We start from the raw sequence: 12,800 nt of genomic DNA, 5'->3' as shown, positions 1-12,800 counted from the left end.
CAACGGAGACAGACGACCCGTACTTCCAATCATGACCGAGAACGATTCTTCCCCCGACGACGCACCGACCGACCAGCGAACGCACGTCCGCGAGACGTACGGCGACATCGCGGCGACCGGCGGCAGCTGCTGTGAGACGTCCGCCGACGATGCTGCGGCGACCGGCGGCAGCTGCTGTGAGACGTCCGCCGACGATGCTGCGGCGACCGGCGGCAGCTGCTGTGAGACGTCCGCCGACGATGCTGCGGCGACCGACGACGGCTGTTGCGAGGCCTCCGCTAGCGACACCGAAATCGCGGCCGATCCGGATCGCGCGATGTCGCTCGGCTACGACCCCGACGACCTCGAGAACGCGCCCGACGAGTCGAACCTCGGACTCGGCTGTGGGAACCCGGTCGCGATTTCGAACCTCGAACCCGGCGAGACGGTCCTCGACCTCGGTTCCGGCGGCGGGTTCGACTGTTTCCTCGCGGCCCGCGAGGTCGGCCCCGACGGACGGGTCATCGGCGTCGATATGACGCCGGAGATGCTCGAGCGAGCCCGCCAAAACGCGACCGAGAGCGAGTTCGCGAACGTCGAGTTCCGACTCGGCGAGATCGAACACCTGCCCGTCGCCGACGCGACCGTCGACACGATCATCTCGAACTGCGTCGTCAACCTCTCGCCGGACAAACGACAGGTGCTCGCGGAGGCGCATCGGGTCCTGCGACCGGGCGGTACGCTCGCGATTTCGGATCTCGTCGCGACCGAGCCGTTACCCGACGAAATCCGCGACAATCCCGACGCCGTCGACGCCTGCGTCGGCGGCGCTGCCACGATCGACCAACTGGAAGCGTGGCTCGCCGACGTGGGCTTCGCGGACGGCTCGATCACCGCCGAGGGCGAGTGGTCCGACGACCTGCCGGTCGTCTCCGCGCGGATCGAGGCCAGAAAGCCCACCTGAGACACGCCCGTGTGGCCGATCGTTCGATCGCGGTCGAACGCATCGACAGCGAGGTGATCGGTTTCTTCCCAGAGGTCGTCAGTCGTCGCCTTCCACGGTGGCGTTTGCCACCTCGTCGGGCGTCGGTTCGTTGCCGGCCATCGCTTTGCTATCGACGCTGACTCCCTCCCAGTCGTGGTCCGCGTGGTACCCCTCGCGTTCCTTCGCGCTGGGGGCCACCCGGATGAACTCGGCCTTTTCGCGGGCCTCGGGGATCGTGTGGCCGCCACAGTAGGAGAGTCCGGACTGGATGCCGGCACAGAACTTCGCGACGATGTCGGCGACCGGCCCCTTGTACGGCGTCAGTGCTTCGACACCCTCGTCGGCGCGAACGTTGTTTTCCTTGTCGTCGCGTTTTTCGCCGGCGGTCGTGGTCGCCATCCCGCGGGAGCGTTTGTACCGCGTTCCGTCGACCTCGACCACTGCGCCGGGTGCCTCCTCGGTCCCGGCGAAGAGACTCCCCATCATGACGGTGTCGGCCCCCGCCATCAGCGCTTTCACCGCGTCGCCGGACGTGCGGATGCCGCCGTCCGCACAGACGGTGACGTCCAGATCCTCGGCCGCCTCCGCGCAGTCGTCGACCGCGGTCAGTTGCGGGACGCCGGTCCCGGCCACCTTCCGCGTGGTACAGTGCGAACCCGGACCGATACCGACCTTCACGCAGTCGGCACCGGCAGCCGCGAGATCCTCGACACCCGCGGGGGTCGCGACGTTGCCGGCGACGAGATCGGTCTCCGGGAATTCGGTCCGGAGCCGTTCGACGGCCTCGATCGTCCGTTCCAAGTGGCCGTGGGCCACGTCGACGACGAGGGCGTCGACGCCGGCGTCGACGAGATCGGTGCAGCGCCCGACGTAGTCCTCGTCGATCCCCACTGCGGCACCCACCCGTTCGTCGGCGTCGTGGACCCGTTCGACCTGTTCGGCCTGCTCCGCGGCCGTGAGAAATCGATGGAGGACGCCGAACCCGCCGGCTCGCGAGAGTTCGATCGCCAGTTCGGCCTCCGTGACGGTGTCCATCGCAGCGGAGACGAGCGGCGTCTCCAGTTCGATCGACGGCGTGAGATTCGTCGAGAGGTCGACGTTGCTCCGGCTATCAACCGGCGAGCGGTTCGGAACGAGGAGCACGTCCCCGTAACTCAACCCGGTGCGAAGATCGTTCATAACCCCTCACTACTCACCGCTGCTATCGGATAAGCGTCTCGGCGCGTCGCTGTCCGGTCGCCGACACTTGCACCCCACTCAGGCGCGTGGATCCCGATCCGGCCCCGGATACTCGCCGCCGTCGACCGCCGCGTAGAGACTGGCGGGATCGAACAGCCGCGCGAACGCGTCCGGCGGGCGGACGCTGACGGAGATGCGGGGCCGGAGCGTGAGCCCGGCCTTCGCCGATCGGAGGCCCTCGTCGTACGAGAGTAGGTGTGCCGCCCGTCCCTGATAGGCCGACGCCAGCGCCGGGTGGTCGCCGGCGGGGTGATCGACCGCGACCCGATCGGCCTCGAGTCGCTCCCGATGGTCGGCCGCCAACTCGGAGTCGCCGAGTCTCGAGACGAGTCGTTCCGTTCGCTCGAGCAGCGGATCGCTCGCGACGAGGTCGACCCAGGAGTGGCTGCGGACGTGATCGAGGGCGTCGCGCGCGTCGCCGCCGACGAGCAGGTCGGCAGCGAGCACCTCGGCATCCGCGACGATCCGCGCGGGATTCGGTTGCTCAGCCATCGTCGGTCTCCGTCGTGTCGGCCACAGTCGGCAGGTCGTCCGCTGCACCCTGCAGTTCCTCGAGGGCGACATCGTACGCCGCCCCACGTTCGAAGAGGTCGGCCCAGCTCGCTGTCATTGCGAGCGCTTCGGCGGCCGGGGAGAAAAGGGGTGTGTCTCTCGAGTCGGGCAGATTTCGTATAGCACGTAGAGGTGTATTGGCGGCGAAGCGGATAGACGCATACTGCCTACTCATGACCGAGAGACCTGTCCTATGCGTCCCAGACCGTACACTGGAGCCCGATACGGCGGGTCCGGTCCGAGAACGACTGACAGCGCGGTATTACACGGGCGCGCTCGGCGGTGCCAACCACTGGCGGCGCTGCGACGAGCTGACGACGCCGAACCGACGCAGGAACGAGCGAAACGCCTCGCAGATGCCGAAATCCGGACGCATCACGGCACTCAGTCCCGGCCGGACAGCACCCAGAAGACCGCGGCACCGAGCGCGAACGCGACGCCAACGTTGACCGCCAGCCCGACGGCCCCGACGCCGACGACGACCGTGAGCGATCGATGGCCGGTGACGGGTTCGAAGGCCGCTCGAGCCAACTCGAGTGCGACCACCACGAGCAAGACGCCCAGGACGGCGAGTGGGAACGCGGCCAACAGTGCGCCGGTGGCAACGAACGCGAGCGCGAGGTAGCCGATCCCGAGAAGAACGTTCGCACCCCCGGTGCGAGCGCCGAAGGCGTACTTCCCCGCCAGCCCGCCGCTGCCGTGACACATCGGGACCCCGCCGATCGGGATCGCCGCGAGACAGGTCGCACCCATGCTCGTCGAGAGGGTGTCGGGCGAGACGTCCCGATCGTAGAGATCGCCACAGAGCAGGGCGGTCGCGATGGCAGCGTTGCCGACCGTCATCCCCAACTGGGCGACGGTCCCCTCGAGCGCAGCCCCGGACAGCGTCGGCGTCCCCGCGGGAAAGAGCGCGAGTTCGGGGAGGCGCGGTGTCGGAACGCCCGTCGTCGCGACGGCTACGATGCCGCCGATAGCGAGGACGAGCAGGACGCTTACGGCTCGGTAGCCGACGAGCGCCAGCAGTCCGACGATGGCGAGTCCAGCGACAGCCACCGGGAGGTTTCCAGTCGAGAGCCCGACGGCCGCCTCGAGCAACAGCAGGGCGACGGCGAACTGGATCCCGCGGATCACCGGCTCACCGACTACCCGTTGGAGGTGGCCGACGAGTCCCAGTTTTCCGACGGCGAGCAAGACGCCGCCCGCGAGCAGTCCGGCCGCGGCGAGTTCGGGATAGGAGAGCGAGCCGACGATCGCCAGCCCGATCAGGGCCTTCATCGGCTCGATGGACATCGGCATCCCGTAGTAGACTCCCCAGACGATCTGGAAGACGCCGAAGCCGACCAGCACGTGTGGCAGGGAGACGCTCGTCGTCGCCGCCAGCGCAACCAGCAAGGGCAGGACCGTAACCGAATCACCTAGCGCACCCGTCAGTTCGGACGTGGAGAACTCGAGGTCGGATTCGGCAGCGACACTGGACGAGTACGCCATCAACGTCTGCTATGGTGAAGACACACTTCACTGTTGTCTGTAACTCCGTGTGGTTTCGACACTCCGGATTCGTCGGGTAATCTGGTTACGTATCGGGAGCGTCGTTCGAGGGCGGCGTTCTACAAGTCGGCGGGTTCACGGTGATGTCGGTTTGGCTGTCTCGGTAACCTTGAATCCCACTCGCACGCGCGGGTACACGCCAGGCGTGGATACCGCCGTCAGCGCCGGCCGTGAACGCCGCGGCATCGACACCGCCGCTGTCGATCAACGTCGAGAGCCGTCGCTTCGGCTCTGGCGGCGAACCGTTGCAGAGACTCGAGGCCGCCACTCGAGTTCTGGATCCCGCCACGTTGGCGTGAGCGGGAGTGAACCGACGGGTTCCGGTGTGAGTGCGTTTCCGAACTGGTAAACTTCTGAGTGCTATATAGAATAACAGAATCGGCGACTCGTCGGACGGAACGCAGTGGTACGACTCGAAGGATCGGTCTCGTCGACCGTGTTGCGAGCGAAACTGCCGTACCCGCGCCAGTGGTGCGGACCGATGCGAACGGTCAGCGGGGCCACGGCGACGAAATTGTTTTGGATTGTCACGGGAATATTGTCAGTATGCAACTGCGTCACTTGCAGGGACCGGCCGATGCGCGCGCCATCGTTCGAATCAACGCGCTGGCGTGGCGCGCGGCCTACGACGACCTGCTCCCTACCGACGTCCTCGAGCAGTTCGATCCCGATCCACCCGACGAGGCCGTCCGGGAGTACGCTGCCCGATTGCGCGACGATCGGGACGGCATCGTTCTCGCCGACGCCGACGGCGCCGCCCGCGGCTACAGCTATTTTCGCTGGGGCGACGACACCAAGTCCTTCGTCGGCCCGAGCGAGGCCGGTCTCAAGGAGATCTACGTCGAACCCGACTACTGGGGCGAGGGTGTCGGCACCGCACTGCTCGAGCGCGGACTCGAATGCCTGCCGCCATCGATCGACCGTGTGCGACTCGAGATGCTGGACGGGAACGACGTCGGCCGCCGATTCTACGACGCTCGCGGCTTCGAACGGACGGGATCGGCCGAGTTCGAAATCGCGGGCGAGTGGTACCCGACTGCGATCTACGCGCTCGAGGTGTGACCCTCGGGCCTGACTGATCGTCGCACGGGTCATCACGCCTGAGCGATCCCGAGCGGATCACCACGTCGAAGCGATTCCGATTCGCCCACCCGTCGGAATCACCTCGGTCGGATCAGCACGCCTAAGCCGCCCCGATTGGACTACTCGAGCGTGAGCGACCTCGGCAAAATCGATCGGCAGTTCTTCGACCGGCAGATCGCGCCGAACCTCGGCGCGGATCGCACTGACGTCGCAGTGGGGCCGCGCCACGGCGTCGATTTCGGCGTCCTCGATATCGGCGGACAAGCGCTGGTAACCGCGACCGACCCCCTCTCGATCCTCCCGGCGTTGGGGTTCGAGCGGGCGGGCCGGTTCGCCCTCGACCTCGTGCTCGCGGACGTCGCCGTCAGCGGTATCGCACCGTCGCACCTCTCGATCTGTTTTACGCTCCCCGAGTCGATGACCGACGACGAGTTCGCGACCGTCTGGGAGACGATTCACGCGGAGTGTGCCGACCTCGGCGTGGCCGTCGTGACGGGACACACGGCCCGATACTCGGATTCCTCGCATCCCTGGGTCGGTGCGGCGACCGCGATGGGCGTCGGCGAGCACGCGGATATTGTCCGCCCCGACGGCGCACGCGAGGGTGACCGACTGCTCCTGACGACCGGCCCCGCCGTCGAGTCCGTCGGGCTGTTGAGTACCCTCTTCGGCGACCAACTGGATCTCCCCCGAGACGTCGTCTCGAGCGCACAGGACCGACTCGAGGAGGTCTACTGCGTCCGAGACGCCCTCACGGCGGCCGCGGCGGGTCCCGTGACGGCGATGCACGACGTGACCGAGGGCGGACTCGCGGGCGCGCTCAACGAGATGGCCGACGGCGCGGGCGCTCGGTTCGCGGTCGACCGCGAGGCCGTCCCGATGCGCCCCGGCGTTCGGGAGGTCTGTGATGCCCTCGAGATGGATCCCTGGGCGGCGACCAGCAGCGGGTCGCTGTTGATCGCCGTCGATCCCGCCGGTGTCGACGCAGTTCGTGAGGCGCTCGAGGACCGGGGCACCGTCGTCGCCGAAATCGGCCGCGTCGAGGCTGGCGACGGTGGGGCCGGCGAGGGCGACGTGGTCGTCGATGGGGAGCGACTCGAGCACCCGAACGTCGACCCGTCGTGGGCTGCGTACGCCGACCTGGCCGACGCGGCGAGCGAGTAACGGGATTTCGGGTCTGGTCGAGTGGTTTGCGTTCGGTCGATGCTCGAACCCTGTCTGTCTGACCCCCGTGCGGTGGCGCGTGCGGAGTTGCGATGAGCGATTAGCGAATCGCAGCTCGAACCTACGCGAGGTCGTCGCGAGTAGTGCGGGACCGAAGATCCCGCATACCATGCGAACGGGCGCTTCGCGTCCGTGAGCAGATGCAACGAGCGACTGCTCGGAAGGCACAGTGCGTCCTCCGGTGGATGAGCGAACGACCGAAGGGAGTGAACGTTAGCGCGGAACCGGAGGTTCCGCGAGCAGTCGAACGGGTGCGTCGCACCCGTGAGATAACGACAAAGCCGTCCCGCAGCGTCCGTGAGGAGAAATCGGAGAGGACGTGGGAATCCTAGCAGCCACGTTAGCAGGATACGTCTCGTCATCTTCACTCCTAATACTACTATTGCTGTCCGAGGGTGTCATAAAACGATTCGCATGGTGTTCCTTTCACTTCATTTAGACTGAACTATCCGTTCACTACACGTGATTAATAACCGGGTTCGTCTGTCACCGGAAGGGTGAATAAAAACGTCGTCCCTTGCCCGGGTTCGGACTCGACCCAGATCTCCCCGCCGTGCCGCTCGACGATGCGTTCACAGAGCGCAAGCCCAATTCCTGTCCCCGAGTGGTCGCTGTTCGTGTGGAGTCGCTGGAACACCTCGAAGATGCGGTCCGTGTCGTCGGGGGAGATGCCAATTCCCTCGTCGCGAACGGAGACCTCCCACATATTCCCGTCCCGTTCGGCGGAGACATACACTCGCGGCGGTTCGTCACCGCTGTATTCGATCGCGTTGTCCAGCAAATTCTGGAACACCTGTCGGAGCTGATCCACATCACCCTTGACTTGGGGGAGGTCCTCTGCCGTGATTTCGGCGTCGTTCTTCTCGATCAGCAGCTTGAGGTCTGTTTGAATCTCCGTCAACACGCTATTGAGGTCAACCGGTTCGAATGGGTCACCCTGCGTCTCGATTCGGGAGTACTCGAGGAGACCGTCGATCATGTTGCGCATCCGCTCGGCACCGTTGACTGCGAACTCGAGGAATTCGTGCCCATCCTCGTCGAGTTCGTCGGCATACCGATCCTCGATAAGTGTCAGGTAACTCGTCACCATCCGAAGGGGCTCTTGAAGATCGTGCGAGGCCGCGTAGGCAAAGTGTTCCAGCCGCTCGTTCGACTCCTCTAGCTGCTCCTCGTACACTTCGCGGGTAAGTTCGTTGCTCAGCCAGTTGCTGAGTAGATCGATAAACGTCACTTCCCAGTCGGAGAACTCCTCGATTCGTGCCTCCATCCCGTAGAAACAGAAGGTTCCGTACACGTCCCCGTTCACGATAACCGGTGAGCCGAGATAACAGGAGATCCCCCATTCGGGATCAGCTAATTCCGGAGCCTCCGCCTCGACATCTTGTAGCACGAGCGTCTCTGCGGTCTCGACGACGTGTGAACAGTTCGGTAGGGTCTCCAGCGGCGTCGTGTCGCCCGGTTCGAGATTGACCCCGTTCGGCACAGCCACGTGTTCGAAGTGGTACTCGCCCGCGCCCGTATCGACGCGCGAGAGCGTCGCGTAGTCCGTCCCGATCGCTGTCCGGACTACTTCGAGGAGGGAGTCGATCTGCTGGGAGAGCGGCCGATTCGAGTCCGCTAACACCTCGTAGGCGCGCCGGAGGGCCTGTTCGCGCTCCTCGAGTTCCTGCTGTCGCTCGTCCGGATTGGTGACGTCACGTGCGTACACTGAAATGCCGGTTTCGGAGGGATAGACATGCACCTCGAACCAGCTATCCTGCGGGGAGTAGTACGCCTCGAACGTGGCGGATTCCTGGGTCTCCATCGCGCGTTCGTACTCCCACTGGAACCTCGAGTCGATCATCGCGGGGAACTCCTTCCAGACAACCTTCCCCGTGAGATCGGTTTGCTCGCACTGAAGCATAGCTTCGGCTCGGTCATTGAGGTATGTGAATCGCCACTCCTCGTCAAGTGCGAAGACCGCATCAGTTACACGCTCCAAGACACCTCTTGGAGAGCTTGGCTGAGGGCTTCCACCCGATGTCTCAGACCCGGTCATTGGAGGCTACTACTATTTCGAAAGGGATCATCATTACGCAGATTGTCTTGCTCGATCTACACTCCGTACTTATCCTTCGCCGGGTAGTCGCGGAGAAAGTGTGCGAACCGTTCTATGACACCCTCATTGCTGTCCTGCTAACACTGGCAACGAGGGAGACCACATCCTCCCCAACCGATTCGCTCGTTCACGCTGTTCACTCGCTCATCCCTCGCGTGGGTTCGGACTGCGGTTCGTTTGCTACTCACCGCGGTCCCGCACACGCCACCGCAGCGATGTTTTACAGGGTGGTACGGAACGAAGGTGAGTAGTACAGACTGACGACGATTCTCAGGATCGCTGACCACGACCACTTTGTATAACCGGGGAATACCTACGGGTATGAGAATGCCAGCACCTGAGACCCGTCCGGTAGGATTGACGATTGCGGGAAGCGACTCCGGCGGCGGCGCCGGAATTCAGGCCGATCTCGTGACGATGGCCGCCCACGGCGTCTTCGGGACGTCCGCGATCACCGCCGTCACCGCCCAGCACACCCGCGGCGTCGAGTCCTCGCACGTTCTGCCGCTCGAGGAGATCGAAGCCCAACTCGAGGCTATCACGGACGACTTCGACGTCGGGGCCGCGAAGACGGGAATGCTCGCGACGACGGAAATCGTCCGGTTCGTCGCGGACCGCGCGAAATCGTTCGAGTTCCCGCTGGTCGTCGACCCGGTGATGGTTGCAACCTCCGGCGACCGCCTGCTCGAGCCCGAAGCCGAACGTGCCTACGAGGATCTCCTGGGAGCGGCGACACTGGCGACCCCGAACGCCGACGAGGCCGAAGTACTGACCGACATTACGGTCGCCGACGAGGAGAGCGCCCGCGAAGCCGGTGAGGCGATCCTCGAAACCGGCGTCGACGCAGTGCTGATCAAAGGCGGCCACGTCCCCGGCGAGACGGTTCAGGACGTGCTCGTTACGAACGACGGCGCCCGCGCGTTCGAACACCCACGGATCGGCACCGAGGCGACTCACGGCTCCGGCTGTACGCTGGCCGCGGCGATCGCGTCCCGCCTCGCGAAGGGAGAACCGCTCGAGACCGCCGTCGAGGGCGCGACGGACTTCCTCGCGCGGGCGGTGCGATACTACTCCGACGTGGGACGGGGCCACGGGGCGGTCAACCACCTCGTCGAACTGCGAAACGAGGCCAGTCGGAACCTCACCGCCGAAGAAGTGCAGGCAGTCGTCGACCGATTCGTCGAGCGCGACGTCTCCGTCCTCGTCCCTGAGGTCGGGATGAACGTCGTCGGCGCGACGCCTGCCGCCGAGTCCGTCGCGGAGACCGCGGCCGTCGAGGGCCGAATTACCCGGACGCTCTCGGGCGTCCAGCCCAACCGCGGCGTCCGATTCGGGGCCTCGAGTCACGTGGCCCGATTCCTGCTGTCGGCCCGCGAGTTCCATCCCGACCTCCGGTTCGCGGTCAACTGCCGCTTCGGCCCGGACGTCGAGGACGCCCTCGAGGACCTCGAGTGGCAACTCGCGGCGTACGACCGGGACGAAGAGCCCGCGGACGTCGAAGAGACCGAAGGCAACACGATGGGCTGGGGTGCCCGACAGGCGTTCGGCAACCGCGAGGAGCCGCCGGCAGCCGTGATCGACCGCGGCGACGTCGGGAAGGAAGCGATGACGAAACTCGTCGCGAGCGATCCGGAGATGCTCGCGGACCGGGTGCTGGCACTCGAGGCTGCGGTCGAGACCGACGTGGAACTCGAGGACGAGGTGGGTTCATGAGTCCCGCCGATCTCGAGGTCGGGATCATCCCCCCGCAGTACGGCACGGATATCGGAACCGTTCGCGAGACGGCACTCGAGGCTGAGTCCCGCGGCTACGACGCGGTGTGGCTCGAGGACCACTTCCAGTCGTGGATCGGCGACTCGCGCCGGGAGACCCACGAGCCCTGGACGACGCTCGCCGCGCTCGCCGAAGCCACCGACGAGGTACGACTCGGGACGCTCGTCACGAGTCAGTCCTACCGCCATCCCGCGCTGCTGGCGAAGATGGCGGCGCAGGTCGACCGGATCAGCGACGGGCGACTCGAACTCGGCCTCGGCGCGGGCTGGTACGAAGCCGAGTACGATCGCTTCGGATACGAGTTCCGGGAGCCGCCGGCCGAGCGCCTCCGACGGCTCGCCGAGACGGTCAAAATCCTTCAGGGGCTGTGGAGAAACGAGACCTATAGCCACGAGGGCGAACACCTCGCGGTCGACCTCGAGGACGCCTTCTGCGAACCGCAGCCGGTCCAGGACCCCCACCCGCCGATCTGGATCGGCGGCGGCGGCGAGCAGTTCACCCTGCGATACACCGCCGAACTGGCCGACGGCTGGAACTACGGGACCCTCGAACCAGAGGGCTTCGCGGAGAAGCTCGAGGTCCTGCGCGACCACTGCGAGAGCGAAGCGCGATACGACGAGATCCGAAAATCGGCCGAGCTGTTCGTCTTCGTGGGCGAGACGACCGAGGCCGCGGAAGCCAAACGAGCGCAGTTCGCCGACGCGTTCCTGCCCGACGAGCCGACCGAGCCCCGCGAGTTCTTCCTCGCGGGCTACGTCGAGACGGCGCCGACGGGGACGCCGACGGAGGTGCGCGACCGACTAGCGGAGTACGCGGACGTCGGAATCGAGACGGTCATGCTCGCGGTTCCGGACGCGGCCGACGACGGGGACGAGAGTCTGGCGCTGCTGGCCGAGGAACTGGCGTAATCACGGAACACGGGTTCGCGCTATCGCACAGCGGAATCGCTTACTCGGCCTCGAAGTCCACCCTCATCATGACGAGGTCGCCCGATTCCTCGAGCCAGTCGATACCCCACTTGACGGTCGGGGGGACGAGCGCGGTGGTGAAAATCGCCGTGAAGACGAGAATCGAGAAGAGTTCCTGTCCGATAACGCCCGCCGAGAGGGCGATGGAAACGATGACGATCTCGACGGTTCCGCGTCCGTTCATCCCGAACCCGATGACGAGCCCTTCCCTCGAGGAGAGCTTCGTCGGGAGGGTGAACAGCCAGCTTCCGAGGATCTTGCTCACGAACGCGGTCGCCACGATCAGCGCGAGAAGCCCCAGGCTCTCCGTGAACACGTCGAGCGTTAGTTCGAACGCGACGGTAACGAAAAAGATCGGCGCGAACAGGCCCATCGCCAGATCGTACATCACGTCGTACATGTGATCGTAGATTTCCGGATCGAGCTGGGCCTGCCGAAGGAACAGCCCGGCGATGAACCCCCCGATGATCATGTGCAGGTCGACGAGCGCTGCGAAGAACGCGAAGACGAGTGCGACGACGAGGGCGACCGTGAACGCCGACGTCTTGTCCACGTACTTGTGGCGCTCCATCCAGTCTTCGAGCTGGACCCAGATGTACGGCAGAAAACGGTCGCCGAAGACGAGTGCCGCGGCGAAGTACAGCAGCGCCTCTCCCGCGACCAGTCCGATACCCAGGAGCGTCACGTCGCCGGTTTCGACGAAGCCCATGACGCCGGTGAAGACGACCATCACTCCCACGTCGGACAGCAGTGCACCGCCGAGGAGAACGCCCGCGACCCGCGTGTCGAGGACGTCGAGGTCGACCAGGATTCGGGATTTCGTCGCCAGCGACGTGGCTGCCATCGCGATACCGATGAACAGCGCCTGTTCGACTGACACGCCGATGAGGCCACCGACCAGATACCCGAGCCCGAACGGGACCGCGAAGCCGCCGAACGCGACCATCAGCGACTGGGGACCGAGTTCGAACAGGTCGTGAATGTCGACTTCCATGCCGACGTAGATCATCAACAGGAAGACCCCGAACTCCGCGAAGATCTCGAGCGTTTCGCTCGGGTGCAAGAGACCCAACAACGCCGGGCCGAAGACGATCCCCGCGAGGATTTCACCCATCAGTGCGGGATAGCCGACGCGCTCGACCAGCGTCCCGAATATCCACGCGAGGGTGATGACCAGTAGAAGGTTGAGTAGATCGATACCAGCAGCTTCGACCATCGATGTCTGCGAGTAGACATCCCGGCGGTAAGTGCGTTCCTACTCCGATGTAACCGACCGGATCGCGGGTTGGTATCGGTATCGGAGGCTGACCCGGCGGAACCGATTGGCAGATGTCACGTTGCAAGTGATCTG

11 protein-coding genes are annotated in these 12,800 nt (G+C 65.3%); 5 read left to right on the top strand and 6 right to left on the bottom strand.

Annotated features, from left to right (window positions below; genetic code table 11):
• Nucleotides 1–31: 31 nt before the first annotated feature.
• The gene (arsM, locus tag ACSFC7_RS22895; RefSeq protein WP_436345227.1) at nucleotides 32–943 is read left to right on the top strand and encodes an arsenite methyltransferase; all 912 of its coding nucleotides are present in this window, start codon (nucleotides 32–34) and stop codon (nucleotides 941–943) included.
• Nucleotides 944–1,021: 78 nt separating this feature from the next.
• On the opposite strand, the gene ACSFC7_RS22890 is transcribed toward arsM, so the two are convergent.
• The 4 genes from ACSFC7_RS22890 to ACSFC7_RS22875 form a co-directional block, all read right to left on the bottom strand.
• Complete coding sequence (locus ACSFC7_RS22890; RefSeq protein WP_436345225.1) at nucleotides 1,022–2,143, bottom strand: guanosine monophosphate reductase; 1,122 nt, start codon at nucleotides 2,141–2,143, stop codon at nucleotides 1,022–1,024.
• Between the two features lie 78 nt (nucleotides 2,144–2,221).
• Nucleotides 2,222–2,695: a DUF7384 family protein gene (locus ACSFC7_RS22885; RefSeq protein ID WP_436345223.1), complete on the bottom strand. Its 474-nt coding sequence runs from the start codon at nucleotides 2,693–2,695 to the stop codon at nucleotides 2,222–2,224.
• Nucleotides 2,688–2,813 carry a hypothetical protein gene (locus ACSFC7_RS22880; RefSeq protein ID WP_436345222.1) on the bottom strand — a complete coding sequence of 42 codons (126 nt, stop codon included), beginning with the start codon at nucleotides 2,811–2,813 and terminating at the stop codon, nucleotides 2,688–2,690. The genes ACSFC7_RS22885 and ACSFC7_RS22880 overlap by 8 nt, the downstream gene beginning before the upstream one ends.
• Nucleotides 2,814–3,139: 326 nt before the next feature.
• Nucleotides 3,140–4,243 carry a putative sulfate/molybdate transporter gene (locus ACSFC7_RS22875; RefSeq protein WP_436345220.1) on the bottom strand — a complete coding sequence of 368 codons (1,104 nt, stop codon included), beginning with the start codon at nucleotides 4,241–4,243 and terminating at the stop codon, nucleotides 3,140–3,142.
• A 606-nt stretch (nucleotides 4,244–4,849) separates the two neighbouring features.
• Between ACSFC7_RS22875 and ACSFC7_RS22870 the strand changes: the two genes are divergently transcribed.
• Both ACSFC7_RS22870 and ACSFC7_RS22865 read left to right on the top strand, forming a co-directional pair.
• Nucleotides 4,850–5,365, top strand: a complete 516-nt coding sequence (locus tag ACSFC7_RS22870; RefSeq protein ID WP_436345219.1) for an N-acetyltransferase family protein — start codon at nucleotides 4,850–4,852, stop codon at nucleotides 5,363–5,365.
• A 150-nt stretch (nucleotides 5,366–5,515) separates the two neighbouring features.
• Nucleotides 5,516–6,550, top strand: coding sequence for an AIR synthase family protein (locus ACSFC7_RS22865; RefSeq protein ID WP_436345217.1), 1,035 nt, complete (start codon nucleotides 5,516–5,518; stop codon nucleotides 6,548–6,550).
• A gap of 526 nt (nucleotides 6,551–7,076) precedes the next feature.
• Here ACSFC7_RS22865 and ACSFC7_RS22860 read toward each other — a convergent pair.
• Nucleotides 7,077–8,648 carry a sensor histidine kinase gene (locus ACSFC7_RS22860; RefSeq protein ID WP_436345215.1) on the bottom strand — a complete coding sequence of 524 codons (1,572 nt, stop codon included), beginning with the start codon at nucleotides 8,646–8,648 and terminating at the stop codon, nucleotides 7,077–7,079.
• A 381-nt stretch (nucleotides 8,649–9,029) separates the two neighbouring features.
• On the opposite strand from ACSFC7_RS22860, the gene thiD reads away from it, so the two are divergent.
• Nucleotides 9,030–10,421, top strand: a complete 1,392-nt coding sequence (gene thiD, locus ACSFC7_RS22855; protein WP_436345213.1) for a bifunctional hydroxymethylpyrimidine kinase/phosphomethylpyrimidine kinase — start codon at nucleotides 9,030–9,032, stop codon at nucleotides 10,419–10,421.
• Nucleotides 10,418–11,389 (top strand): TIGR03560 family F420-dependent LLM class oxidoreductase, encoded by a 972-nt coding sequence (locus ACSFC7_RS22850; protein ID WP_436345211.1) that lies wholly within the window; start codon nucleotides 10,418–10,420, stop codon nucleotides 11,387–11,389. The genes thiD and ACSFC7_RS22850 overlap by 4 nt, the downstream gene beginning before the upstream one ends.
• A gap of 40 nt (nucleotides 11,390–11,429) precedes the next feature.
• Here the strand turns inward: ACSFC7_RS22850 and ACSFC7_RS22845 are convergent, their stop codons facing one another.
• Entirely contained in the window at nucleotides 11,430–12,665 is a 1,236-nt protein-coding gene (locus ACSFC7_RS22845) for a cation:proton antiporter (RefSeq protein WP_436345209.1), read from the bottom strand.
• Between the last annotated feature and the right edge of the window lie 135 nt (nucleotides 12,666–12,800).

This window comes from Natronorubrum halobium (assembly GCF_051351675.1).
In the GTDB taxonomy this organism is placed as follows: domain Archaea; phylum Halobacteriota; class Halobacteria; order Halobacteriales; family Natrialbaceae; genus Natronorubrum.
Note: the sequence above shows the minus strand (reverse complement) of the source record. Positions and strands in the feature narration are given on the sequence as shown.